Raw genomic sequence first — 25,880 nt, 5'->3', positions numbered from 1 at the left:
ATAGTTTCCATTCAATTAGTTTCCCCAGCGAGTGGGGAGTTTAATACAAGGTTTACACCTTTTCACCCCTTATTCGTTTCCATTCAATTAGTTTCCCCAGCGAGTGGGGAGACTACGATCGACTTCAGAACATCCGTTAATATGTTTCCATTCAATTAGTTTCCCCAGCGAGTGGGAAGGGCTCAGGTTTATCAGAAAGATGTGACAGTTTTAGCGTTTCCATTCAATTAGTTTCCCCAGCGAGTGGGGAGTTAGTTTTCGTGCTTTGTAATTCGCCTTTACTATGGTTTCCATTCAATTAGTTTCCCCAGCGAGTGGGGAGGTTCTTGAAGAATAGTCACATCCGTGCATACACAGTGAAGTTTCCATTCAATTAGTTTCCCCAGCGAGTGGGGAGGTAAGAAAGAATGGCAGCCTGAATCACAAACTTATCTATGCAGTTTCCATTCAATTAGTTTCCCCAGCGAGTGGGGAGGCCTTAGCCGCCACCCCGTTAAAAGCCAGCCTCAAAGTTTCCATTCAATTAGTTTCCCCAGCGAGTGGGGAGGGTGTAGACCCATGTATTGTCATAACGGTGCCTGCACTATGTTTCCATTCAATTAGTTTCCCCAGCGAGTGGGGAGGCCGAGATAGTGATGGATTTTTAGGTAGTGATTTAAAGTTTCCATTCAATTAGTTTCCCCAGCGAGTGGGGAGGTCATTCAATGCGCTCTCGCATTTATCGCCTCGTTTGTTTCCATTCAATTAGTTTCCCCAGCGAGTGGGGAGGTCGATGAGCCGAACCAAAGTAGAAAAAGAATAACGACGCGAACTCTGTTTCCATTCAATTAGTTTCCCCAGCGAGTGGGGAGGCTTAGAAACTTTCCCGCAGGCTTTAGCAGATTATGAAGTTTCCATTCAATTAGTTTCCCCAGCGAGTGGGGAGGGTCAATTACCAACAGCTTTTCAAGACAATAAATCGTTGAGAAGTTTCCATTCAATTAGTTTCCCCAGCGAGTGGGGAGGCATACTGAATTTTTGGAAATGAATGGGAGGAAAAACCTTCGTTTCCATTCAATTAGTTTCCCCAGCGAGTGGGGAGGCTGAAGAAATTCAAGCATTAGCTGGGGCAGGTGCTACTCGTTTCCATTCAATTAGTTTCCCCAGCGAGTGGGGAGGTTCGTAAGTCCAAGGTGAGGGGTCGGCTGAATCCCACTCAGGTTTCCATTCAATTAGTTTCCCCAGCGAGTGGGGAGATGAGAGTAATAGATGGTCTAGGTGTTGGCATTGGTGTTTCCATTCAATTAGTTTCCCCAGCGAGTGGGGAGCAAACCACACAGTAAGCACACAGGTAGCCCCTAAGTTTCCATTCAATTAGTTTCCCCAGCGAGTGGGGAGTCCCCGAGTTCGGTACCGAGCATTGTACACCGATGTATGAGTTTCCATTCAATTAGTTTCCCCAGCGAGTGGGGAGTGTGAAGGTGGGTGTCCTGGATGAATCCCCTGTCAAGGGTGTTTCCATTCAATTAGTTTCCCCAGCGAGTGGGGAGTCTACCTATTGTATCCGAGCAGTTCGGACGCCCCGTGAAGGTTTCCATTCAATTAGTTTCCCCAGCGAGTGGGGAGAGAGGTATCCGGCCCACAAGGACGCCGTGAGTACAGTTTCCATTCAATTAGTTTCCCCAGCGAGTGGGGAGACCTACAGCAACAACGTCATTAGCATAGTACCTGGGTTTCCATTCAATTAGTTTCCCCAGCGAGTGGGGAGCTTAACGCAAAGGTTATAACCCGCGACAAGGTGAGAAAGTATTTTAACGTTTCCATTCAATTAGTTTCCCCAGCGAGTGGGGAGTTTAGCTTGATGGCTTGTGCGTAGGTGCAACCAGCCCAGCGTTTCCATTCAATTAGTTTCCCCAGCGAGTGGGGAGAAGATGGCACAGCAGAATGCACGCAAGGGTTTAGTGACCACCAAAGTGGTTTCCATTCAATTAGTTTCCCCAGCGAGTGGGGAGATACTACTGACGCGCCTGATAGCAGCAGCATCACAAGGTTTCCATTCAATTAGTTTCCCCAGCGAGTGGGGAGAAAATGTTGCGGTAGAAATTGCCAAAAAATTCATTGGCGCGTTTCCATTCAATTAGTTTCCCCAGCGAGTGGGGAGCCTAGTAAAGAAGCCCAAAGAGCCGCCCTCGATCATCGTTTCCATTCAATTAGTTTCCCCAGCGAGTGGGGAGTGTACTCATCTTCAAGGACAATCATGAATAAGTATGTTTCCATTCAATTAGTTTCCCCAGCGAGTGGGGAGGCCGGTCGTGAGACAATCCCTGCACGCCTCTCACGTGGGCGTTTCCATTCAATTAGTTTCCCCAGCGAGTGGGGAGCATACATGCCAGCGGTACAGAAGAAGGAATCCTGTTTCCATTCAATTAGTTTCCCCAGCGAGTGGGGAGTATTCAATACTCTAGTGGAAAATGAAAGTGGAATATATGATGTTTCCATTCAATTAGTTTCCCCAGCGAGTGGGGAGTCCCTCACTCTTATAGTCTGTCGTTAGCTATAAGTTTCCATTCAATTAGTTTCCCCAGCGAGTGGGGAGGCTACAAAGCCGATCGCGAGTATCAGTTCCTGTGCAGTTTCCATTCAATTAGTTTCCCCAGCGAGTGGGGAGGGTAGCAGTGATAGAGAAGGCCGTCAAGGTTCAATGTTTCCATTCAATTAGTTTCCCCAGCGAGTGGGGAGTTCTATGCACTCAGACAATAACTATCTCAAAGCTGGTGTTTCCATTCAATTAGTTTCCCCAGCGAGTGGGGAGATCGCTGCGTCGGTCTTCTCCATCACCGCGTAGTCGTTTCCATTCAATTAGTTTCCCCAGCGAGTGGGGAGGGAAACCATCTAGCCGCCTTCGCGCCGATTAGCCGTCCGCCTCCCCAGTTTCCATTCAATTAGTTTCCCCAGCGAGTGGGGAGTGAGTTCTGTGACTACGATGGGCATTCTGTGAAAGAGTTTCCATTCAATTAGTTTCCCCAGCGAGTGGGGAGAAAGTAGTAGACAAACATTCTGCTAATGAGTTATTCGAGAGTTTCCATTCAATTAGTTTCCCCAGCGAGTGGGGACAAGGTAGTAGAGACCCCTGAGAAGATAGAACTCCAGTTTCCATTCAATTAGTTTCCCCAGCGAGTGGGGAGTGAACAAGTAAGGAGTGATACTAAAAATGCAAGAGAGTTTCCATTCAATTAGTTTCCCCAGCGAGTGGGGAGCCTCCATTATACACTCCATACAGCGCAAGCCATCTAGATGCCGTTTGCGAGGCTCAGGAATTATTGCCAAACATCCCACCGTCACTCATCCATTTTAAACGCTGAAACCTTTGTCTAGCAATGCTGCGAGGCTCGCGACGCAAACAAAGCGTTTGAGCCGATTTACTCCCAGCCTCGCAAAGCCAGCTAAATAATCACCGATCGAGCTGCTTGAGTCACAGGCGCACCGACTCCCAAAACCTCTACCTGTCCCAAAGTATGGCGCGACACCGGATAAAACCGAATGCTATCCTCTTCCAGGTTAATCTTTTTCCCAAGTCGCGCTCTTAATTCATCAAACTTAGCCCGACTGAGTACGCACTCAAAAGCGCTATACTGCACCCAAGTTCCGTAACCTTCCAACAAATCATGCACCTTAGAACGCCGCTTGTTGTCAGGAATATCGTAAATCACCACATAAAAAAGCACAACTTAGCGAATTTGGTAAGGTTTATAAAGCTCCGTTGGGTTGTAAACGAATTGTTTGTAAACTTTGATTTGTTGATTCAACAAATCCCACTTCGGCTGTTTCCCAGAGTCAGTTTCAATTTCCTCCTCCATGCGCTCTAAAAAAGCTTTGAGGTACTTGCGCCTACCAGCATCATTTAAGTAACAACCCCCGTTACTATAAACAAAATCGCTGCCAGCATCTACAAATCGACGATTGACTAAATAAGTAACCAAAGAATCAATAATTGGCGCGCGAAATTCCTCAATCAAATCCGAAGCCAAAGCCGCATGGCGTTCCGTTCCCTGATGCAAACAAGCCGAATAAGGATCGAGTCCTTGCAACTCAATCAAACTCAACAAATGATTCCAGAGAACTTGATAGCCAAAACTGAGCATAGCATTAACCGGATTACCAGGAGGGCGGCGCGACCTGCCGACAAACACAAAATCAGGATTGCTCAAACACTCTTCAAAAGCCGAAAAATACTGAGCAGCCCCCGCACCTTCCATCCCCATCAACTTCTCAATAGTTTCAGCCTCCCCAGCTTTTTTGATTAAATGTTCCAAACAGTCGATCGCAAAAGCAATGACATCAGAAGGTTGTCGGCGCTGCTGCCGCATCAGGATCACGCGGCTGTTTTTCAGCTTAGCTTGCACGATGCGTCTGGCTACCTGCAAACGTTCTGCAAAACAAAGCTGTTGCTGGTAGCGAGAAAGTTGGCGATAGCCGCGCTCGATCGGCAGAATCCGCCCGTAACAGTAACCCATCCGCGAAAGGTAAGCGATCGGAATACTCCGCCACAGACAAGTTCTAATTGCTTGAGTTGTGACTTGAGATTGACCAAAAATCAGCAGTTGTTCAAGGAGAGGAAGCTGAATTTCACCGAGTACAGATTCGCCTTTTTTGATAACCAGCATTTCTTGGTGCAAGGAAACGTAACAACCGGGCTGAGAAACGTAGACGGTACGCATAAGCAATAAACCCGCCGCTGCAAAATTGTTGGTTATCTGTCTAAATTTTGGGAATCGCCACGGCGCGGGCTAATTTGCGACGATACTGGGGTAGATTCTAAGGGACTTTGGATTTCTTGGGCGCGAGAGGGTTGGAGGTAGCGAACGATTTGGTCGGCGATTGTCGATGCAAAAAAAGTAGCTACTGTGACAAGGAATGTGTTAGAAATTACGGCAGCTAATCCCAGGGGGGCGATTAGGAGAATGATGAGAGTGATAGTGCCGTTGACGGCTGCGAGAGAAAAGTTGCGGATTGTAGATGCGCGGGATGTGATGTACATAGTTGTGTTATTTTGGGTTGAATATGGATGGTAAAGTTTGGTTGTAGATAGTGGCTAAAGGTGAAAGTTTTAGTTAAGTTTGTAGTTTGGAGGTTGTTAGAGGCGATCGCCCTTATCTTTGGAGGTTGTTAGGGGCGATCGCATTTACTAATTCCTGATGTACTTTGAACATGAGGCTAGCTTCTTTTAAAGACTCAAGCTTGTTTGGTATATCTTTCTCAGCAATGAAGTTGAGACAACCTAGAACTATTTCAATCCACTCATCTTTATTGGCTGCATCCCAAGCATCATATATTTCTTGCTCTTGTAAACCTTCCAACCGATGAAAAAGATTATTGCGTTCTTGAAAAATATCTTTACCTTGGTAATATTGATCAAGGGGGTTGCAGAAAAGAGCAATATTTCGGTTACTTTGCCAATTGGTATTAGTCTCTCGCAGTAATGAAAATAAACACTTACCGTAAAGACCAATCTCTTGTTTGTATTTTCCTGTTTTTCCCTTTTCAAACCAGGATTTCATATTATTTATGCTGTCACAGATTGAAAGATTAAGTTGAAGCCCTTTTTTCGGATCTCGTCGAATATGGTTCTGATACATTCTCTCAGCCCACAAACCCGCTGAACCTTCTACAGCGCGGAAACTATGAAACATCGCATCGACAGGACTGCCTTGCTCTAAACGAACCCAAGCCAAATAAGCAGATTCAAAGCCTAGTCTCCACCAAGGAAAACTTGCTTTAGGTAACAAATTACGATCGTTAACTATTTTTTTGAACTTCTGAAATTCAGCAAAATTCCACTGTTCTCCTGCATCGAGCAGATGTTTTATACGTTTTTCTTCAGGGTTACTGGGAATTGTTTTAGTTAATCCTAAAATATCCCGAACACCTGCATAGTCATGGCGTTTTAAAAGTGCTTGAGCCTCCTGCATTTGGATAGCTCCGAGATAAGTAGAACGGGGAATTTTATCGGTTTCTTGATTATATTCATTGCTAACTAAAAACTCGACATTGTTTCTAAAACGTGCCAAGCTAACAAATTGTACCGCAGATGAAATCGCTGGAGTCCCAGCTTGATGGCTGACATATACTGTCTCGATTTCTTCATTTTTGATTTCTTCACCATCAAACTCGATCGCACGTAGTTTTTCACGAACCAAATCGAGAACGTAATTCCAGTCATCTAATCCTTTATCGCTAGATGTTGGAGCCAAGAAAATAGGTTTGTATTTTGCCTGGGGGAATTTATCCTGAAAATACCTCTGCAAAATTGGCTCCAACTTGCAGGTATCTTGCCAGTAAGCACATTTCTGTTTCCCTCTCGTATTTTTATCTTGGAAAATCTCAGATTGATCGGTTAAAAGCACGGCGATCGCATCTGGAGAAGAGTTTTCTAGCTCTCCCACAAAGTTATCTAGTAGCGGAAAGGTTAAGTATGACCAAATCTCATCCCTGATGATTGAAGAACTTTCCTCATAAACAGTCCCCAAAATTCTTGCTTCAATCCGGTAAGGTTCATCTTTGTCCTTGTAGGATTGTTTCGGTTCAAAGGAGATATCATGACAGTCTGGCTTAATCTCATCTTCATACCAGTAACGCCAAATTTTATCGCTTCTCTGTTGCTCGTTTCTGTCTTTTTTGCGACATTCGCTGTCGCTATCGAGTTGTACATCACTGCTACCGATCGTGACAATCCAAATATTCATTATTGTTCCTCTCCCCAAAGTAGTTTAAATCCATCGTCAGGTTGTGTTTTCATGAATTTCAAAAAATCATCTGACTCTTGCGAACCATCAGGGAAAATAGTTAACAATTCCAAGAAGCGATTTGTTGACTTCTGCTTTGGCTTTCCCTCTTGTGTTATGACTTGCACCTTTGGTGGATACATTCGATGCCAGATACAGCCAATTTCACCCAATTTTCCAGTTACAGATGTCGCTTTTATATTTTGGTCTTTTTCACCTCTAAGAATTGCCTTTTGATAAGGTTTGTGTAACCAATCAATGGCTGTGCATTCATGTCTTGTCTGAGCAATTCTTCCCCAAACTTGGACGCGAGATGGATGCCATGATTCTCGCCAGTCTGCATGAAGATTGGGAGTCGGTGTTTTACCTCGCAACTGCATCCATGCTTGAGCTGTTTCCAGCACAGAATTAATAAATCCACCTACTTTTTTGGGATTCCAGATGCGAAGAGCATTTTTGCGATCGATATCTCCAGCCCACTGCCAATGACAACCAATTAATTTTTGATAGTCTTCATCGCCGTCACTTTCATAAAACAATCGATGATCTGCCCGCCGCCACGACTTGCCAAAACCACCAAAAACCATCGCAAACCACATCAAGTCAGTCACGAGTTTTTGCAATGCTGCTGTTTGCTCTTCATTCTGTAATGGACGTGTCAAAGACCAAATAACATCGCCTTCTACTTTATAAGTAGGTTGTTCGTAGCCATTCTTACCAAATATTCCTGGCTCTAAATGAGTTTCTTGAAACCCCAGTTCTAATAATCCTACTGTTCCCTTACCTTGAACTCCGCCAAACAATTCCTCGACTAATTCCTCTGCTTTTTCTTCATCTATCAAGCCACCAAAAATTCGTAAAGCATGACTCCGCAAAGTTGCTCTAAAGATATTAGGGCGAAACTCTCCAGTATCATCAATTAACTTAGCAGCTTGTCCTTGCCCTTTGACGCTTGCTCGATACAGAACCGCATCAGGTGTAGTTTCAATTTGTCCGTAACCTGCACAGACTCGCGTACCAAGCCCTGTTGCCATCGCTTTTTCCCAAATTTGCCAAACTTCCTGCCATTGTTCGGGAGAGAGGGGTTTGATACTAGAAATAGCAAATCTCAAGGTTGGTTGATAGAGAGAAACCTGTGCATAAGCACTTTCGCCAGTTGCCTTTTTGTCATTAGTTTCATAGGTTTTGACCTGCCATTTAGATTGCGGATGCACCATATCCACAAGGTTTTTTGTCCAATCATTCGTCGGATATGCTCCTTCAAACCGGAGCATTCCTTGTGTAATGTCAGATTCATCGCCACAGTAATCATTGCAGGTACTGTATTGAAGTTTTCCCGCTTGTTCGGTGACTTCGCAAGCGCGTCGAAATGCTCCTTTCATGCTGCTGCCAGGATAAAAGGGAATTCCATAAGCACCAATTACAGGGCGGATCATTCCGTCATCCTGTCCGCCATTGGTGATAAACCGCCAACTAATTTGGTAGGTTTTTGTCTGGTAGGTTTCTTTCTCAATGTCTTGCTGCTCATTTGCTGGTATAAATTCAGCTTTGTCGATCCATTGTTCCGCCCAAAACTCAACATCTTGCTTCTCACCTGCTTTCTTCTTTGCAGGCACAATTCGATGCAGTTGGCACCGCCCATTTACCTGCGCCCGAAACATCATCGGCACTTTTTTATTGGCATCAGGAATCTGTGTCATCGCCTTGCCTCCCAGTTTTATAGCGTTGTCTCCACCAGACAATACAGTCACAGAGTTGGGTTAAGACTGCGATCGCCACTCGCTGATCTTCTATAGTCAATTGCCACATTTTTTCAGACATATCCTGAATTTTTCCAGTCGGAATGTTCCCCTTACTATCAGGAATTATAGGATCATTAGGAATTATTACCCCTGCTTTCTCCATTACTGTTTCCAAAGCATCCCAGGTTTCCTTCCAAAACTTCGACTTATTTTCATCTTCTATTTTTTTACCTTTGAGGCGCAAATGTTCGCCCCAAAAGCGCTCTAAGCCATAAGGGACAGCCATTCGCATTTTGTGGGACTGATTGAGTGATTTTGGATCGCGCTTCAGTGCAGCCAGCACTAATTTTTGAGCAGCCCGATCGAGTTCATAAGATTTCCAACTCATTACTAATAATCTCCTGCAAGTGAAACACGACAACGACCAAAACCAATTGACTCTAAACCACCAAAGTATAGTTCTGATAAATTCTCCCTTTCGCCAAAGGGTTTCCAGCCAGTTTGCTTTAAGGCAATGGGAAATACTAAAATGCTTCCTTCTGGCAATGCTTCTACGTTGAAAAATGCACCGCGCTCGGTATCAACTTTCTTCATTGTGTCTAATAGCTTGACGCGACTTTGACGATATAGCGCCATATCGTGCAACATGGCGATATCTTTATCGCTAACCACTACGAGCTTGTTAATATCTAAATCCGTTTCAGGGGGAATCCAAGCTGATAAACTATCTTTGTCCTCAGTCTTGATCAAGTTTTTAATTTCGATAAATCCCAAATTGAAAAACAGAATTTTACCCCGACCTTCAATCTGCCGACCTTCTAGACCCACCATTGCACTGTAGGGTTGAGGTACATCAGCTTCAATTTTAGCAATACGTTTGTATCGCTTCAGCAGAAGGGGAGAAGTAACCCAAACAACTGGTTGACCGGGACAAAAAACAGGCAACCAGACAATTGAGGCGTATTCAAACTTGACTAAAGCTTCTGTAGTACCCCCATCAGGACGACCATCAACTGATTCATGTCCGTACCAAATTTGCTCGTCACCCGATTTATTATCTCGCAAATCTGCCCGAAATCTTCCTCGAATTGAGCTACCGGGAATAATCCCTGTTTGCGTAAATTGGTCACGGAAAATCAGGTTGAGATTGCCAGTTTCTTCTCCTGCTGTCGCGCCAACGTGAACAGGTGCAAGAGTTTCAATTACTCCGTAGGCTTTGTTGTACATTTCGGTAATCCTTGAATATCAATTGGTAAACACAAACCACACCCCAAATGTTTGAGGGGAAATCCTTCTTTTGGGAACCACTCGTCTGGGAAATCCCACCAAGTAAGTTCTAGAGGATTCTTGAAAACATAAACGCTGCCTGCTGGAACGGCATAGCGTCCGCGACTCAAGCGTCCGGTTTTTCCGGGGTTATAGCGATCGCCCTCATTTTCTGCTTCTTCCTCTTTCTTGGAATGACCGAGACGGTAACGGTAAGGTACTGCTTTATCAGTCAATATTTTGAGTTCTTGTCGGGGAAAGTCGCGATGGATTGGGTAGCGGTAGGAGAGTTTATTTGACCCCCAAACTCCAGGTGCAATCAGAGCAAAAGCGTGCTGAATTTTTTGATCCAGCAGTCGATTAATTTTGTGTTTTCCTGACAGAGGATGACTTTCAATTTCTACCAGATGTCCTTCTCCACCAAAGCGATACCATCCACCCGGTAGCTCGTAGTTAGAAAGGTACACTAAACAGCAATCTTCATCAACTTGAACTGCGTTTTCTAAGAAGAGTCCATCTTCTTCGACTACGTGACGCTCCTGAGTCTTCATTTTGGGATGTAGAAATGAGAGAAATTTCCACGGTGCTTTTGCATATGCTTCTCTTTCTCGTAACTCATTAGCGGGCAAATTCCAGGCATCTATCGACTGCCAGATATACTCTGGTTTCAAATCTTTGTTCTTGCGTTCCCATTGATGCTGACCCAGACACCATTTATTTTCATTAGATTCAACCGCATCTGTGTCATCTGGTTTCTTTTTAACAAAAAACCATTCATCATCTTCTTTTTCAGCAAGCACTTGATGCCAAGGAATAGGCACGTAGAACTGTTTAGGTGTGTCTTGTTTTGCCCAAAAAGGGCCAGAAACTACAAGATTATTTCTTAGGTCTTGATGTTCTGCGAATTTTTGTTCGCGATTGGCATTAAAAAAGAGTCCGGCGATTACGGCAGTATCAGGTGGAAACTTAGCGCCTGCTCGCCCTACTAAATTCTCTGGAGACAGAAAGGCTCCAGCACTACCATACATCAATCCCAAGGGGGAAACTTTAATTAAATATTGGAATTTCGACATAGTTGCCACCCCACTTGCACAAGGTCATTAATCCAATTGACGATCGCAGAATCAGAGTTATCCCCTGCCAAATCGATCCATTTTCTTTCTTGCTTAAACTTCTTTCCTGCATTATCAAAATACAAATTGAATAGAGCAATAGCGACTTCATTATTGATAGAAAGCTCCTCCATTTCTTTAAGTCGAATTGCATGACGCGCTTTTAATTGTGCCCAATCGTTGTAAATGTGAGTCCAGTTGGCTTGATTTCCTGTATTCCCATCCCGATCGCGATAATTCTTCAACACATGAAGATAATCCCAAGGACAAGTCCACTCCACAAACTGACCGCTGTTAAAGACTACTCGAATTGTGACTCTATTTCGCCCCAAACTCTTCGCCCGTTTCTCCGCATCCCGACAATGCTGTAAAATATCTCGCTGGGGAACCTGATGCCCAGCCCAAACAAATCCGACACTATAGGTGAATTTGACATTTTTAGGAAGATAGGGTTCAGTATCATTTTGTAGTTTTTCCCATTTTTGGGGTAAGCCTAACAACCAATTCAGCGCTTCTATCGGTTTAACTTTCTCAGGCTTTTCTCCCTTTTTGGTTTCCTGACTGTAAAGCACTCCAAGAAAGTCATCACCACCAGCATAAATAACACGCCCTTTACCTTCAAGAAACAAATCTTCCTTTTCCTTAAATTCTTTGCCCCACTTTCTCATTAATTCAGTGAAGCGTTTGAGGTCATCTTCTCTCTTTTCTTCATTATTTTCAGGACGGGTTGCAAGCTCTTTGAGTTTTTTTCCAACTTCATCACCATCGCCCATAAACCAGCTTGTCCAGTATCCGGCTTCACGATTTATATCCTTGAAACCTTCATCTAATTCTTCCATGCCGATTTTTCTAGCAAGATAGGGTAGCGTTACTAGACGCTTTACCAGTTCGGGAATACTTAATCTTTCTCCAGGAGCAATAAATTTGCCACCGATGCTTTCCTCTTTGTCGCTACCGTCTTTCTCTTTTTTATTAAAGTAAGTTTCCAGTGCTTTATTTGAGGGAATAGATTCTTTTGTACGCTCTCTAGCTTTATAATTTCGAGAACCAGGATCGTCTAAAATCCAAGCAAGGCGATGATAAAATTGTTTCTGTTCCAGTTGCTCAGTTTCATTGAGCGATCGCCCTGGTTGCTCTCCTTTGCTCAATGGTTTACCTAATTGATGCCACGCGATCGCATCCGTGCCCGTCAGACTAGAACTCTCACCCATCCAGTTGATAGCTGTCCAATCTCGCTTCAGCTTGCGAGTTTCCAAATCATCCATTGCGTCTTTAATAGACGTACCGTATCCCCAAAAAAATTCCCAGGTGTAGCTTTCCCATCGTTCCCATTCTCCTTTTTGCTTGCCTTTTTGGTCTTCGGTTTGTGACCAATAATATTGGTATTTTGGGATGTCAAGATTATTTTCTATCCAGACTCTGCAAATTTGCAAAATCTTTTTCCATTCTTTTAAAAGAGTATTTTGTACATCATTACGTTCAAATTTCCCTTTAATTAAAATTCGATTGGGCATTCCCTCTAGATGATTGGGCAATCCAGGCGAAATCACCTTAAGTCCTAAAGGCTCAGCTTTTTGTACAAGCCTAGAACTCAAAAAAGATAAGATTAGCGATGCTCCATACAAATCTCGGAGTTTCCGGGATTTCTCGATAAAGCCTTGAACGGGTGCAAACGAGATCGCGGTATATGCAGACATAGGTTCAATTTTTGGTGATATTTGTCTGTTTCCTGACTATAAGACTAACTAAGTGAATTTCTCAACGTAAAGCGCGATCGACTTATCGACTCGTCTACTCCTTACTAGGCAGAGTCTGGCGACGCAAATCAGGAGACTCTGCCTCCAATTTTCATCAAAGCTGGTGAGGTTCTTCCTCTGAATATTACTTCCGCTAACGATTCCACTCAATATATCAGCCGATCCAGCTTCAAGTCTCGCAATTTACAATATTTATCAAATTTTTTGGAAAACCTACAGCTTTCTAAATAACGGCTTTAAGGTTTTTCTATATTTTTGTGTCAATATTGTCTTTTCCTTGACTTTTACCCGCCTTACCCCCATCATGGCAAAAAAACCAACTCCTCACCCCTATGCTGACAAACTAACGTTCGATCGCATCATGCTCCTCATCGCCACATTGGTAAACCATCCGGGCATCGGACACTCCGACACCGAAACCTCCGACACTAAATATCACGATGCTTTGCTAGAAGTTCAATCTCAATTACAGAAAGTTGCCGAGTCGGGCAGCATTGATTTTCCAGAAAACTATCCTGCAACTCCTACCATTCGCAAAGATTTAGAAACTTTGCGCCATTACGGAATCCTTGACAAACGAATGTATCGCTTCGGCTATTATCTCGGCACTGGCGCCTTGAATCGCGAAGAACTACTATTCGCATTTCAAGCAATAGCATCTCAAGCCAAATATCAAGGAAATCCCCAAGCCCGCCAAATTTGTGAAAAACTCACGAAACGGTTGCGCGGATTAGATATCGAGCTCAAAGGTCAATTGTTCTATCCCGTTCGTGAATACCTGAATCGTGCGATAATTTACACCGACCCTGTAGAAATGCTCGATCGCCAAGAATATCGGAATACTCTATTTCACAAACTAGACATCGTAGAAACAGCCATCGTTCGGGGCCAGGCGATCGAACTTTACCGCCAAAGCGATTATTACGGTAAAGGTAACGTTGGTTTCCGGCGCATCTGGCCTCTGCAACTGATTTATCACGATATCGCCTGGTACCTGATTTGCGAAAATTGCGACAACGGACACTTAAGCGTAGAACGGGTGAATCGCTTTACTGACTACTGCGAAATTATCGCTCCCGAGGGGCGTGGTTTAGCCGTGCAGGAACAACGTTTGAAAATAGCTCAAAAGTTGTTAAAAAACGGCTGGGGACTGTTTTTAGGTAAGCCAGAGCAACAGCAGGCTGAATTGGAAGGTACGCTGAAGTTAGAAAAAGTGAAGGTGCGGTTTTTTGAGAAGGTAATTGGATTTATCTTAGAGGGCGATCGGCGACATCCGCGACAAAAGATTAGAGAAGGCCCGAGGGATAGTTTTGGCAAAATGGCTTATGTGGATTATCAGATCGATTTGCCCGATCGCTCCCTCAACGAATTCAGTCTGTGGGTGAACAGATATATGGATAGCGCCCAGGTGCTTTCCCCGCCGAGTTTGGTAGAAAAACACCGACAAGCAGCCAGAGATTTAGCCGATCGGTACAGCTAACGTGAGTTAAACAACAAATCCATGCTAAGAATTGTATAATCCCTTGTAGGTAACACTCTCACGTAAACAAACAGCGACTGTTGCCAGACAATACACCGATGAAATCAGCAAAACTGATAGCGCAGCAGTCTTAGTAACGACACATTTATATTCCAGCAATGGGCGACAGTTGGCTGGAAAAGTTAGGCTAGCCGATATCAGTTTCTTGTTGCGGCTAGACGATCGCACCAGTTAATCAGACCTAGAGCCAACATACGCTACAAAGTCCCTGTTTTTCGTGCCCATAGGATGCCATTTCACGATGCCTCCATCTACCAGTTCCAGCCTTAGACCGGAAAACTATTGACTTTAGGAGACTAATCTAGCCAATATCGACGCACCTCGCTTGGTTCCTGTAGTCCTTACGATTTGGTTGAGGTGCGTCGATGCTTTGCAGGGATTGAGTTTGAGGCTTACAATTCGATGCTTTTTCTCGTTTAGCTGTGCTATATTTTAGCGGTGCGTCGATTTGATGGCTGAATCCCGCTCTGGATATAGTCTCTGTGGCGAACTCTCCCCACTCGCTGGGGAAACTAATTGAATGGAAACAATTTTCTGCATTTTCCCTCGTTTTTGACTTGAAATTGACTCCCCACTCGCTGGGGAAACTAATTGAATGGAAACATTACAAAGAAATCTTATCTAAAAACTGGCTAATCAACTCCCCACTCGCTGGGGAAACTAATTGAATGGAAACTTTCAGTGACTTGATCATCCTCTGGGTCTGCTCCGTCATCAACTCCCCACTCGCTGGGGAAACTAATTGAATGGAAACTTTACCCTCCCAAAGATTGGTTTCAGCCGTTTTTTCTCCCCACTTGCTGGGGAAACTAATTGAATGGAAACAGAACGTTCTTCAGCTCAGTGACGCCCTGTGCGTTCATCTCCCCACTTGCTGGGGAAACTAATTGAATGGAAACATTTGCAATAAGGTTAGCCAGTTGACTAATTACAAAACTCCCCACTTGCTGGGGAAGCTAATTAAATGGAAAAACCCGGATAGCCTATGGTGGCAGTCCGGGTTTTTCTGCCTTCACTCGTTGACGGCAGTTAAACGATGAGGCTAGAGAGTTTGCGATCGTTGTAACTAGGTTAGGAAAATCAGAAAGGTTGGTGTTTACAGAGCCCAAAGATCGCGACAGATGAGGTGGTAGGGTCGGGTCAGCTTGGACGTACACTTCTTTAGACTGCACTACGGTGAATTGGTGGATAACACGCTAAAGTTGTGGGATTTGACAACTGGTACAGAACTTAAAACATTGATGGGTCATACTGCCTACAATGCGATCGCAATTATCTGGGACGAGCAAAGGGCTATTTTCGTCGCATTACAACAACCCTAAAAGTCTGGGATTTAGAAGTGGGGAGGCGATCGCTAGTTTCAGCCTCATTTTGCTATACCGTTGCGTCCACTGGAGTAGATTTCTTACGGCTAGAAGGAATAGAGCCACTAACATAAATTTCTTACGAGATCGTGGGCGAGGTGGAATTTGCAGAGTTTCAGCAGCTAAAAGTTGATGGACGATCGCATAAAAAGACATAATTAGACATCCGAAGCTTATGAAAACTCATGAGTTCTCATGAAAACTCATGAGGACTCATGAAACTCATGGGTTTTCATGAGAACTCATGAAAACTCATGAAAACTCATGAAAACTCATGGCAGCTCGCCCCTGATTAATCCCCGGTAGTCGGTAGGGAATCGCGCTTATTTTTACTTTTCAGTCCAATTGCCTGCAACTTCCCAGCAAATCTGGGACTGGGTTCGATCGAGATTATTCTCAATCCAAAATCTAAAATCTAAAATCTAAAATCCGTGACTTTGCGTGCAAAACGGGCGATCGGCTTGATGTGGTAGCTAGATCGCCCGTAATTTATTTATAGCTACAGATTCATCAGGCGGATGGTATTTCCCCATCTAGGACTTGAAACTGGTACGGCTCAGTCAGGATACAGAATATTTTTAATTTTTATCTAACTCTTTAGCTTTTACAAGTGAGGTGCCATTTTCAGGGGACGGTGCATCAAACATCTTGGCAACAAAATCAGTCCCAACAATCTAGTTTTAGAGACAGACGCTAGAGAGTTGGAGGACGCTTTGGGAAGTGTTTGGCGATCAGTGAATGTGCTAGCCGTAAAACGGCGCTTTTACGGCATAAACCCCGGATTGCTGTGGCTGGGTTTCTACTGAGGTCAAGCCACATCGGATGGGAAAGTTGCCGTAATGCTAGTGCCTCTGGGATGGAGGTAATCCTATTGTGACTGAGGTCAAGTCCTTCCAGATTGGATACTTGCCCTAGCACCTCTGGTATGGAGGTAATCCTATTGTGGCTGAGGTCAAGCCAATTCAAATTAGATAGTTGCCCGACCGCCTCTGGGATGGAGGTAATTTTATTGTGGCTGAGGTCAAGCTCATTCAAATTAGATAGTTGCCAGACCGTCTCTGGTATGGAGGTAATTTTATTGTGGCTGAGGTCAAGCTTTGTCAGATGGGATAGTTGCCTTAGCGCCTCTGGGATGGAGGTAATCTCATTGTTCGAGAGGGCAAGCTCTGTCAGATGGGATAGTTGCCCCAGCACCTCTGGGATGGAGGTAATCTGATTATGACTCAAGCAAAGCCTTTTCAAACTGGACAGTTGCCCAAACGCCTCTGGGATGGAGGTAATCCGATTGTGAACCACCCAAAGGTATGTCAGATTGGACAGTTGCCCAAACTCCTCTGGGATGTAAGTAATCTTATTGCGGGCGAGGTTAAGCATTTTCAGGTTCGACAATTGCCCAATAGCCTCTGGGAGGGAGGTAATCTGATTCTCCGAGAGGTGAAGCTTTGTCAGATTGGACAGTTGCCCTAGCCCCTCTGAGATGGAGGTAATCTTATTGTCGCTGACTTCAAGCTCTGTCAGATTAGGCAGTTGCCCTAGCACTTCTGGGATGGAGGTAATCTTATTGCACCAGAGGTAAAGCCCTTCCAGACTGGATAGTTGCCCTAGCGCCTCTGAGAGGTAGGTAATCTGATTTTGACGAAGGTCAAGCCTTGTCAGATGCGTACACTTGACAATTTCTGGTGGCAATTCTTTCAGATTCAGACCCCTCAAATTAAGTTCAGTCAATTTTTCCTCGGCTGCTCGGTCAATTCGCCACACTACTTCGTTTCGTGTCATGTCCTACGTCTCTCCGTAATATTTATTTTCAGGATATTGATATTTCCCATCCTAGGACTTGAAACCGCTACAGCTTCATCGTGACTATTATCGTTTCCCGGTCTAGCTCGATTTCCGAGCGCCCTGACTTCTTCCTGCCTTTACACTAAACGAGCTAGTGATTAAGATTGAAGCAAATACAAAAAGGGTGGTTATGTTCGATCGCACTCAATGGTTTCTGGCTGGTATGTCGATCGCACTTTCGGTTCAGCTAAGTCAGCCAGTGACAGCAGCCGTACCCGTTGGTAAGGCTGTACAAATAGCACAAACTAACAGTAGCGACGCTGCCCAAAAAGTATATAAAGAAGCAGAGAAACTTTACGAACAAGCAACGGCGGAATCTTTAAGAGGTGCGATCGTCAAATATGAAGAAGCATTAAAACTGTATCGAAAAGCGGGCAATCGCAGTCGAGAAGCCCTCACCCTCCACAACATGGGTGGAGTCTACTTAAATTTGGGAGAACAACAGAAGGCGCTAGAGTATTACAGCCAGTCCCTTCCCCTGAAACGAACCCTTAATGATCGCGGTGGGGAAGCTACCACCCTCTACATCATCGGCGGAATCTACTTAAATTTGGGAGAAAAACAGAAAGCGCTAGATTATTACAACCAGTCCCTGTCGCTGTTTCGGGAAGTACGCAGTCCTCACTGGGAAGCCGTTGCTCTTAACAGCATTGGCTTAGTTTACTCAGATTTGGGAGAAAAACAGAAAGCGCTAGAATATTACAGCCAATCGCTTCTCCTGAAACGGGCAATCAAGGATCAGCGTGGTGAAGCCACCATCCTCAACAACATCGGCAGAGTCTACTCAGATTTGGGAGAGAAACAGAAAGCGCTAGAGTATTACAACCAGTCCCTTCCCTTGAGACGGGCCGTAGACGATCGCGGTGGAGAAGCTGTTACCCTTTCCAGCATGGCTTTTGTCAAACGATCGTTAGGCAATTTTACCGGAGCTCTCACTGATATTGAAGCCTCTCTCAAATTAATTGAAAATCTCCGCCGTAAAATAGCCGCCCCAGAAAGTCGCAGCTCATACTTTGCCACAGTGCAGGACTACTACGAATTTTACATTAACCTGTTAATGCAACTGCACAAAACTAATCCTAACTCCGGTTATGATATCAAAGCATCGGAAGCCAGGAAACGCGCTAGAAATCCCTAAAAAGCAACGCATTAAACCAACGAAATTACCTATGACACTTGGCAAGCTTGAACTCATCATCAAAATTAACGAACTCCCGAATAACGTAGAGACTAACAAAGACAACTGGAAAACCTTTGAGCTTGACTGTGACGGTCGGGTAGTGTCCGTTACTGTTAAGCCAAAAATATGGAAGAAGCTTGAGGATGCTGCTGCCAACTATCCTATGTGGGTGGCTGCTATCGGTGGCAAGATGGGTGAATCAACCTCTAACGGCTTTGTGCTATCAGACCCAAATATCCAAGTCTTTGAGAAAAAACCGAAGGAACCTAAACCTGAAGCAGAGCAGTGAGAAAGGTTTGAGTAACCAGTAGAATCAAATTTTAAATTCCTTCGGTGGCGTCCGGGCGATCGAATCTCGCTTAATCTCGGAGAGTTCGATCGCATCTGCAATCCTTTTGAGGGTGTTGCATAATGGAGAATGATGTGATGAAATATGCCAATGCCTTGCTCTCATTGTCAAAGTTCCAAACCGGTCAAGAAACCGCTCAAGCAGACGGCCACGCCCAAGCGATAACCGACCGCTCTGTGGACGATGTTGTCACGGTTACAGGGGAACTCGATACCCTGCGATACGGGGCGCTGCTGTAATTACGAGGATTGGTGGATTTTCGAGGGGTAGGATACAGCTATGACGGCTTCTACTACGTCAAAAGCTTCACCCACAAAATTAGCAGGGGGCAATATAAGCAGAATTTTACCATCACCCGTGAAGGAGTCGGAACCACAACACAAAGGGTAGCAATATGAAACAGTTTTTCGGCAAATATCGCGGTAAAGTAGCAGCAAACAAAGACCCCTTAAATTTAGGTAGAATTCAAGTTAGCGTTCCCGCAATCTTTGGAGAGGGACGCCAAAGTTGGGCATTGCCCTGCACTCCTTATGCTGGCAAAGATGTTGGCTTTTTTACCATTCCACCTGTTGATGCCAATGTTTGGGTGGAATTTGAAGGCGGCGACCCCGATTATCCGATTTGGAGTGGTTGTTTTTGGGGGGAAAATGAATTGCCTCAAAACGCCAAAGTTGATGATCCAGTTAAGGTGCAGGTGTTTAAAACGGATGGAATTACGATTACTTTAAGTAATTTAGAAAATAACAAAGGGTTAACGGTTGAAGTTGATAAGCCAGTGGTAGAAAAACCGCTAAAAATGGTTTTTAATGCCGATGGTATTGAACTGAATAATAACAACAAGACCACGGTTAAACTGATGGCAGAAACCATTGAATGGAAGGATGGGAATCCTGACGGGGTAACAGAGGGCTAAGCGAGCATCCCCCCACTCTCACATCCAACGGCTGAAACGAACAATTTTCGTCACTGTCTGAAATTTTTTTCCCCGCGAACATTGTGAGGGAATTTGATGGCGCTGTATAAATTAGTTTTAAAAAATAGATTTCTTGTTTCCCCTGGCTTGCGTCCGAGCGGTTTAAAAAATCAATCTAAAAGTTGAAAGCCAAAAACCTAAAATCACTCACTCCCTTACCCTGTCTGAGCTGTAGCTTATTGACTACAATTATTGTGGTCAACTTTGTGTTGTCGGGGCGTAGGGTGTCTAGCACTTATCTAGTGGTGTCTAGCATCTTCCTCCTAACTTTCCAACTTCTGTCTCGAAAGCTAGATTTTTAGGGCTGATTTGGTTGCCCAGATGCTTGATACACCATTGTCTGAAAATGACATCCCACTTCCCGCGTTCCTCAACACCAAAAGCCAGGGTTCACTGAAAGCACAATTGTGCTTCAGCCAAGATTATTTGTAATGTCCCAGGTTTAACTGCTGTGCGTTATGCAGCAGCCCGTGTAGAAACTTCGGCGTTGCTTAATCAGGGTATGAAAAAAATAACTTGAAAATCCCGATTTTTTGTGGATACTGGTTTCTCTGACTTGCATATTGAGCCAGTCATACCCTAAATCAGCAACGCCCTTTACCTTTGGCTTCAAATCAATTCTACAGTTTCACGCTTGCATCGCCCACTGTCTCGGGCTATACCTGTGCTGACATACTTTGCTAATCTCAAAGTTAGTTCTTTACCGCAATTGCTCATGGGTAGCCAATCTACAGCCAAAACTATCTTTCTGGTCGCCTCTATGGTGGGCTGGCTTATCGTTGGTGCATCTTTGATGTATCTTTGTCCGGTCGTTGCAGATTGGTTAATATCCTCCGATCGCACCCATCTATGGATGCAGACCCTCAGCCGTAGCGGTTACAATCCTATGCTGGCTTGGGTAGGAGGAGGCATCACTCTGGTTATTACTGTGTCGGGGTATATCCTCTGGCATCAGAGGTTTGAAGGCAAGATTTAGAGCGATGTTGACACTCCTCGACTATCAGGTACGAGGATTCTTGGTTCACAGGGATTCCAACGAATTTACCCTCACCAAGCATCACAGGCGGTATGCCCTACGGCTGCAAGCCCTCTAATTAAAACTACTTGTGCTGCTGCAACATCTCTGTCTGTTGTATACCCACAGCTAGAAGCCCAAACCCAGAGTGCGCGGGATGTAATGGGACAAGACCAACTGCGAGAATTGGCGATCGTCCTGGTAGCACGGGTACGCAAAACCGCTTCCATCGATTGGAATCTCAAAGAAAGCGTCCGAGCGAGAATGAAGGTGATGGTTAAACGCTTATTACGACAATATGGCTATCCGCCCGATATGCAAGCTCTTGCGATCGAGTTAGTGTTAGAGCAAGCAAAGGTTTTCACCGAGTTTGAAGTAGAGACAAATCGTTCCTAATATTACAGAGGAAGACCAAAACTAAAGTAGCGAAGGGGTAATTAATTTGATTTCTCTTCTAAGTCCAGAGAAATCCCAAAAGCTGCATTTTCGATGTTCTCCTGGGAAGGCGGAAGTATTTCAAATCCATACTTCTTGTACCATCTGACGAGGTTGGGATTATTATTGATGTCTTTTTGAGTTAGAGAACCGTAGATTCGCTTAATTCCCCGCTGACGAGCTTTCTTTATCGCAAACTTCAACAGGTGAGTTCCCAGCCCCATGCGACGATAATCTATTGGTTTTGGCTTAACTACCAGTCTCAAAAGAGCTGCCCCTAAGTGCTCTGGAGCGTGAATGACATCGCTGTAAATAATGAGATTGCCTATCATCAACTTATCAGGCGGATAAAAAACGCCTTCGAGCCTACCGACTTCGCTGTTGCGGTACAAGAGTTTGGCAATAAAATATGAGTCTTCGTCCCCGTTTACTTGCAGGCGGTATTCTCGTCCTTGGCTATCGCGCATAATCATCTGATCATTCTTTTCCGATGAACTTTCCAACATCATTTATTTTTAGAATACCCGATAGCGATTGTGCCTCACCGAATCTACGATCGCCTCTTCTTTCTCCTTGACCCCGCTCATCCGCCGCGTTAAGAAATCCCCGCCTACGGATGCAGCAATGCAGTATTTGCGGCAAACTCTCAGGTGTCGGGTCGAGTATATACGCCTGCATGAAAATAGAGGGACACGGGCAGGCAAAGATATTCACCCAAGCTGACGGGAATAAATATCGGCAACATCTACGCTGGTGGCCGGATCGGAGAAGCCTACAGGGTAGAGGCAAGTGCCAATAATGCGCTTTTCTCCCAGATCCTCTCCGACATGGATACCGAAATCGCCGCTGCCAGAAAAACGCCGCACCAAAACCAAAGCCATCAAACAGAGCCTGAACCCAGAATTGTTAACCGAAACAACGAAGATAATTGATAATTAATAATGTCTTTGCTCGTCTGGGACTTTGGGCTTCAAACAAACTTCTTTACCAACTACTAAATTAGATCAAGTATTATGACCCACTTTGCTATTATTTGTCCATCAGCCATCGGACATCTTAACCCCATGTGCGCCCTGGGGCGAGAATTACAAAGACGAAACCATCAAGTGACTCTCTTCAGCATTCCCGATATCCGTTCCAAAGTCATAAACTCTGGTTTAAACTTTGAGACAATTGGTGAAACAGAATTTCCACTCGGAAGTCTGGAACGCAAATACAAACAGTTAGGAGAAATGAGCGGAATCCCAGGGTTTAAATTTACCGCAAATTGGATAGAACAAGAAACCGCTCTGTTTTTACGAGCACTTCCCGAAGCACTGCTACCTGCTGGTGTCGAAGCGTTGCTGGTAGATCAAACGACCCCCGCAGGTAGCAGTGTTGCCGAGTTATTGAATCTTCCTTTTATTACTATTTGTAATGCTCTATCGATCGACCGCGAACCGGGTGTTCCCCCTTTCTTTACGGACTGGAGTTACCGTCCTGTATGGTGGGCGCGTCTGCGGAATATTGTGGGTAATTTCTTCATCGAGATCCTTTCCCAACCGATTCTGGCTCTTGTTGCCCGTCAGCGAGCTCTATGGAATTTAGCACCTTACTCTAACATCCAGGATTTTTACTCTCCCCTCGCTCAAATCTGCCAATTGCCCCCAGAGTTTGATTTTCCTAGAAAAGAATTGCCCCAGTGGTTTCATTATGTTGGCCCTTTGAAAGACCCCTCTGGTTTAGAACCTGTATCTTTCTCCTCTATTTCTTTTCCTTTTGAAAAATTGACTGGTCAACCTTTGATTTATGCTTCTCTGGGAACTTTGCAAAATCGCAAATGGGAAATTTTCCAAACTATTGCCGAGGCTTGTTTGGGGAACGGTGCACAATTAGTCATATCTCTAGGAAACCCTAATATCCAAGATTTCGCTCTCGATTTACCCGGTTCACCTTTAGTGGTTCCCTACGCTCCTCACCAACAGTTAATCGAAAAAGCTACTCTAGTTATTACTCATGCTGGGATGAATACGACTTTGGCAGCTTTAAGCAGCGGTGTCCCTCTTGTGGCTATTCCTATTACTAACGAACAGCCCGGTATCGCGAGTCGTATCGCCAGAACTGGTGCAGGTGAGGTCGTACCTCTGGTACGCCTAAACGTTCCTCGGTTGCGCGATGTCATCCGTCTCGTGTTAGCAGAGGATTCTTACAAACAGAATGCCCGCCGGTTACAAGATACTATTCGTCACGCAGGTGGTGTGACTCGCGCTGCCGATATTATCGAACAAGCAGTTTTAACAGGTCAGCCTGTTAAAGCTGACGTTGGCTAACCCCAAAAACCCTAGTTACACCAAATTCTCTTTATCTCCGAGCTATTGGCGACCTTAAAAGAGCCGTCGCATTAATAAGAAATACCCCCAATGCGATGCAGTAATGCAGTATTTGCGGCAAACTCTGTGGTATCGGGTCGGGTATACACCAAGCATGAAGATTGAGGGACACGGACAGGCGAAAATCCTGACTCAAGCAGAAATCGAACTGTTGTTCAACGAAGATTTGCAGAGCGACCGCGACCGCATCTTTCTCAACGTTATCGATAATATCATTCAAGAAAGCTCTGAGTTTGGCTGTGTTCTCAATTCAGAGTCAGATTCCAAGTCGTAACTCCTTCGCTAGAATCAGTGCTCATTGACACGTCTTGAGTCCAACTGGCGATGTAAGTCCAGTCTGGGTCTTCCAGCCAAGTCAGCGTGTCAAAGCTAATAGCTCGTTCGCTAATAAATCTAACGTACAACAAATTGACATTCTCTTTATAGCAATCCTAAATGAGTCACAAAATTTTATCTTAATTAATCCCAACTTAATCAGGATTGGTGAAGCCCAATGTGTTTGCAATTGATTTAGGATTGCTATAATACTGAATTTTGTGTACTACATTTACATGGAATACGCTGTATGCTTATTGAAGAGTAGAGCTTGAGCTATCAGAGGCTACCTTTAAGTAGCTAATTAGTTGGTGTCGCAATGATAGCAAAACCTAAACGCGGTGATTTTATTTCAGGAAGACAATCACCGTTAACCACACATTTCTGAATCACGTAAGGAGTATTTACTACTTTTACAGAAATGTTATAACCACCCAACCTTTGCGTGCTGTTTCCTGTCATCATTGATATTATCTGATCGCTACCCAAGTTTATTGCCGTTTGAGAAGCAAAAGCACTCATAAAAGTGAGTTCAGTTCTTAATTTTTGTTCTATTTGGCGAACCAGCTCTGCGCTGTAGCCTCCACCAGAAATAGCAGCCACAATTACGTTAGCTCCTTGGTTTTCTACAGATGCCCACTTAACAAAAGATTCAGAAGAAAAATAGACTATTGAATTGGGATGACTAGAAATTATTCCATTTCTCACATTCTGATAGTCATCACGATTGGCATCTTTAAATAGAGGAGGTGTAAAACTTACACTGGTTAACAAACTACCCAAACTAGGTATTTCTCCTTTCAAGAGAGATGTGATGGCACTTGCATCCAGTTTATATTCGCCAAGGCTGCCGCGACCGCATTTAAAGATCGGTTTAAATTCACCAGTTGAAAAATTGAATGTGTATTCATAAGTGCAGGTAGTTGAAGCACTGGCAGATGTTTCCAACCATTTATTACATCCATCTTGTTTGACACCAGATGGTACTTTAGTCTCTATCCATTTATTGCAGCCGACTTGTCCAAATGTCGGTGCGATACATTCTCCAAAAACTTTTTTTGCACAACCCGTTTGCCCTATTTTTGGAATTGCACATTCTTTAACTGTGCGATAAGTCGTGACCATTCTTGGGACAGCGCACTCCTTAACCTTCCAAGTGTGAGCGGCTCTCGTCATAATAGCACCAGAAATATAATTTGCCGATACATTGTATTCAAGCTTTTCAATACGACTTATGCCATTATTTCCAATTCTCACCTTATCAAGTGCTGCCACAATACTATTAGCTTTTGACTGCCATTGATTGGCAATTGAATCCAATTTAGGAATACAATTCAACATTTTTTGGTCAACGGGCTGAAGTAAATTAATCGTTTGAGGTGTGCCAGTCATCGGGTCTTTGGCACAGGCTTCAAGATTGTATGCTTTGGCTGGCTGAGACAGTCCTAATACGGTAAGAACAGTTAACGAAGAGATTAGTGGGGATTTCATTTTTGTATCCTCTATTTTGAAACAACTCACAGTTAATCGACGCACCCACGACAGCCAAAGCCTCTCAATCACTTTGCAACTGAAGCTTGGCGGTCTAATTATTTTATTGACAGAAAGTACAAGACTTTTAAGGAATAACCGGAATAATTTCCGTATTTTCACGGAATTTACTAAATCTTTACATTTACCGCTCGCACTCTATCATTAACACTTTGGTTGCGCCCACAGTAAACCTCGCGGTCTAACTAGATATTAACCCGAATTTGCTGGACAAACACCTATAGATTTGTAATATAGTGCGAGCGCATAGCGTCATTGACGGCAGCAAATCAGAACTAGCCCGATAATCCTTAATAATACGATCGCTGTTGA

General features: G+C 44.3%; 24 protein-coding genes, 1 pseudogene and 2 CRISPR repeat arrays. Of the genes and pseudogenes, 10 read left to right on the top strand and 15 right to left on the bottom strand.

Annotated features, from left to right (window positions below; all coding sequences use genetic code 11):
- Positions 1-3: 3 nt before the first annotated feature.
- Positions 4-3,236: a CRISPR direct-repeat array (repeat unit 36 nt; unit sequence GTTTCCATTCAATTAGTTTCCCCAGCGAGTGGGGAG).
- Positions 3,237-3,422: 186 nt separating this feature from the next.
- The 9 genes from cas2 to QUA01_RS11205 all read right to left on the bottom strand — a co-directional run bounded on the left by cas2 (position 3,423) and on the right by QUA01_RS11205 (position 12,578).
- A complete protein-coding gene (cas2, locus tag QUA01_RS11245; protein ID WP_333092439.1) occupies positions 3,423-3,704 on the bottom strand; it encodes a CRISPR-associated endonuclease Cas2 in 282 nt (93 codons plus the stop codon).
- A gap of 3 nt (positions 3,705-3,707) precedes the next feature.
- A complete protein-coding gene (gene cas1 / locus QUA01_RS11240) occupies positions 3,708-4,697 on the bottom strand; it encodes a CRISPR-associated endonuclease Cas1 (RefSeq protein WP_333092438.1) in 990 nt (329 codons plus the stop codon).
- 32 nt (positions 4,698-4,729) lie between these two features.
- Positions 4,730-5,017, bottom strand: a complete 288-nt coding sequence (gene csx18 / locus QUA01_RS11235; protein ID WP_333092437.1) for a CRISPR-associated protein Csx18 — start codon at positions 5,015-5,017, stop codon at positions 4,730-4,732.
- Positions 5,018-5,129: 112 nt separating this feature from the next.
- Complete coding sequence (locus tag QUA01_RS11230) at positions 5,130-6,722, bottom strand: hypothetical protein (RefSeq protein WP_333092435.1); 1,593 nt, start codon at positions 6,720-6,722, stop codon at positions 5,130-5,132.
- On the bottom strand, positions 6,722-8,461 hold the full coding sequence (locus QUA01_RS11225; RefSeq protein WP_333092433.1) for an RAMP superfamily CRISPR-associated protein: 1,740 nt from the start codon (positions 8,459-8,461) through the stop codon (positions 6,722-6,724). The genes QUA01_RS11230 and QUA01_RS11225 overlap by 1 nt, the downstream gene beginning before the upstream one ends.
- Positions 8,445-8,891, bottom strand: a complete 447-nt coding sequence (locus QUA01_RS11220; RefSeq protein ID WP_333092431.1) for a hypothetical protein — start codon at positions 8,889-8,891, stop codon at positions 8,445-8,447. The genes QUA01_RS11225 and QUA01_RS11220 overlap by 17 nt, the downstream gene beginning before the upstream one ends.
- A gap of 2 nt (positions 8,892-8,893) precedes the next feature.
- The gene (locus QUA01_RS11215; protein WP_333092430.1) at positions 8,894-9,730 is read right to left on the bottom strand and encodes an RAMP superfamily CRISPR-associated protein; all 837 of its coding nucleotides are present in this window, start codon (positions 9,728-9,730) and stop codon (positions 8,894-8,896) included.
- A complete protein-coding gene (locus QUA01_RS11210) occupies positions 9,706-10,842 on the bottom strand; it encodes a type III-B CRISPR module-associated Cmr3 family protein (RefSeq protein ID WP_333092429.1) in 1,137 nt (378 codons plus the stop codon). Before QUA01_RS11210 ends, QUA01_RS11215 begins: the two co-directional genes overlap by 25 nt.
- Positions 10,821-12,578: a Cas10/Cmr2 second palm domain-containing protein gene (locus QUA01_RS11205; protein ID WP_333092427.1), complete on the bottom strand. Its 1,758-nt coding sequence runs from the start codon at positions 12,576-12,578 to the stop codon at positions 10,821-10,823. Before QUA01_RS11205 ends, QUA01_RS11210 begins: the two co-directional genes overlap by 22 nt.
- Positions 12,579-12,942: 364 nt before the next feature.
- Between QUA01_RS11205 and QUA01_RS11200 the strand changes: the two genes are divergently transcribed.
- Positions 12,943-14,118 (top strand): helix-turn-helix transcriptional regulator, encoded by a 1,176-nt coding sequence (locus QUA01_RS11200; RefSeq protein ID WP_333092426.1) that lies wholly within the window; start codon positions 12,943-12,945, stop codon positions 14,116-14,118.
- A 551-nt stretch (positions 14,119-14,669) separates the two neighbouring features.
- Positions 14,670-15,150: a CRISPR direct-repeat array (repeat unit 37 nt; unit sequence ACTCCCCACTCGCTGGGGAAACTAATTGAATGGAAAC).
- A 173-nt stretch (positions 15,151-15,323) separates the two neighbouring features.
- Positions 15,324-15,500 carry a hypothetical protein gene (locus tag QUA01_RS11195; RefSeq protein WP_333092425.1) on the top strand — a complete coding sequence of 59 codons (177 nt, stop codon included), beginning with the start codon at positions 15,324-15,326 and terminating at the stop codon, positions 15,498-15,500.
- A gap of 735 nt (positions 15,501-16,235) precedes the next feature.
- On the opposite strand, the gene QUA01_RS11190 is transcribed toward QUA01_RS11195, so the two are convergent.
- On the bottom strand, positions 16,236-17,318 hold the full coding sequence (locus QUA01_RS11190; protein ID WP_333092424.1) for a leucine-rich repeat domain-containing protein: 1,083 nt from the start codon (positions 17,316-17,318) through the stop codon (positions 16,236-16,238).
- Between the two features lie 193 nt (positions 17,319-17,511).
- Between QUA01_RS11190 and QUA01_RS11185 the strand changes: the two genes are divergently transcribed.
- The 5 genes from QUA01_RS11185 to QUA01_RS11165 all read left to right on the top strand — a co-directional run bounded on the left by QUA01_RS11185 (position 17,512) and on the right by QUA01_RS11165 (position 20,859).
- Positions 17,512-18,519, top strand: a complete 1,008-nt coding sequence (locus tag QUA01_RS11185; protein ID WP_333092422.1) for a tetratricopeptide repeat protein — start codon at positions 17,512-17,514, stop codon at positions 18,517-18,519.
- A gap of 31 nt (positions 18,520-18,550) precedes the next feature.
- Positions 18,551-18,850, top strand: a complete 300-nt coding sequence (locus QUA01_RS11180; RefSeq protein ID WP_333092421.1) for a hypothetical protein — start codon at positions 18,551-18,553, stop codon at positions 18,848-18,850.
- A gap of 134 nt (positions 18,851-18,984) precedes the next feature.
- Entirely contained in the window at positions 18,985-19,149 is a 165-nt protein-coding gene (locus QUA01_RS11175; protein WP_333092420.1) for a hypothetical protein, read from the top strand.
- A 155-nt stretch (positions 19,150-19,304) separates the two neighbouring features.
- On the top strand, positions 19,305-19,823 hold the full coding sequence (locus tag QUA01_RS11170) for a phage baseplate assembly protein V (RefSeq protein ID WP_333092419.1): 519 nt from the start codon (positions 19,305-19,307) through the stop codon (positions 19,821-19,823).
- A 724-nt stretch (positions 19,824-20,547) separates the two neighbouring features.
- Positions 20,548-20,859 carry a hypothetical protein gene (locus QUA01_RS11165; RefSeq protein WP_333092418.1) on the top strand — a complete coding sequence of 104 codons (312 nt, stop codon included), beginning with the start codon at positions 20,548-20,550 and terminating at the stop codon, positions 20,857-20,859.
- Here the strand turns inward: QUA01_RS11165 and QUA01_RS11160 are convergent.
- A pseudogene (locus QUA01_RS11160) lies at positions 20,807-21,032 on the bottom strand (hypothetical protein); the annotation flags it as partial. The gene QUA01_RS11165 and the pseudogene QUA01_RS11160 overlap by 53 nt on opposite strands.
- Between QUA01_RS11160 and QUA01_RS11155 the strand changes: the two are divergent.
- Positions 20,977-21,294 carry a type I restriction enzyme endonuclease domain-containing protein gene (locus QUA01_RS11155; RefSeq protein WP_442921605.1) on the top strand — a complete coding sequence of 106 codons (318 nt, stop codon included), beginning with the start codon at positions 20,977-20,979 and terminating at the stop codon, positions 21,292-21,294. The pseudogene QUA01_RS11160 and the gene QUA01_RS11155 overlap by 56 nt on opposite strands.
- A 41-nt stretch (positions 21,295-21,335) precedes the next feature.
- Here the strand turns inward: QUA01_RS11155 and QUA01_RS11150 are convergent, their stop codons facing one another.
- The gene (locus QUA01_RS11150; RefSeq protein ID WP_333265830.1) at positions 21,336-21,800 is read right to left on the bottom strand and encodes a GNAT family N-acetyltransferase; all 465 of its coding nucleotides are present in this window, start codon (positions 21,798-21,800) and stop codon (positions 21,336-21,338) included.
- Positions 21,801-22,043: 243 nt separating this feature from the next.
- The gene (locus QUA01_RS11145; protein ID WP_333092415.1) at positions 22,044-22,214 is read right to left on the bottom strand and encodes a hypothetical protein; all 171 of its coding nucleotides are present in this window, start codon (positions 22,212-22,214) and stop codon (positions 22,044-22,046) included.
- A gap of 132 nt (positions 22,215-22,346) precedes the next feature.
- On the opposite strand from QUA01_RS11145, the gene QUA01_RS11140 reads away from it, so the two are divergent.
- Together QUA01_RS11140 and QUA01_RS11135 are read left to right on the top strand one after the other, a co-directional pair.
- Positions 22,347-23,642, top strand: coding sequence for a glycosyltransferase (locus QUA01_RS11140; RefSeq protein ID WP_333092414.1), 1,296 nt, complete (start codon positions 22,347-22,349; stop codon positions 23,640-23,642).
- A gap of 103 nt (positions 23,643-23,745) precedes the next feature.
- A complete protein-coding gene (locus QUA01_RS11135; RefSeq protein ID WP_333092413.1) occupies positions 23,746-23,976 on the top strand; it encodes a hypothetical protein in 231 nt (76 codons plus the stop codon).
- On the opposite strand, the gene QUA01_RS11130 is transcribed toward QUA01_RS11135, so the two are convergent.
- Together QUA01_RS11130 and QUA01_RS11125 are read right to left on the bottom strand one after the other, a co-directional pair.
- A complete protein-coding gene (locus QUA01_RS11130) occupies positions 23,948-24,109 on the bottom strand; it encodes a hypothetical protein (protein ID WP_333092412.1) in 162 nt (53 codons plus the stop codon). The two genes, QUA01_RS11135 and QUA01_RS11130, sit on opposite strands and share 29 nt — an antisense overlap.
- Before the next feature lie 208 nt (positions 24,110-24,317).
- Complete coding sequence (locus QUA01_RS11125) at positions 24,318-25,508, bottom strand: hypothetical protein (protein ID WP_333092411.1); 1,191 nt, start codon at positions 25,506-25,508, stop codon at positions 24,318-24,320.
- Positions 25,509-25,880 lie beyond the last annotated feature (372 nt).

The organism is Microcoleus sp. S36a_B3 (assembly GCF_036700745.1).
GTDB lineage: Bacteria > Cyanobacteriota > Cyanobacteriia > Cyanobacteriales > Microcoleaceae > Microcoleus.
Note: the sequence above shows the minus strand (reverse complement) of the source record. Positions and strands in the feature narration are given on the sequence as shown.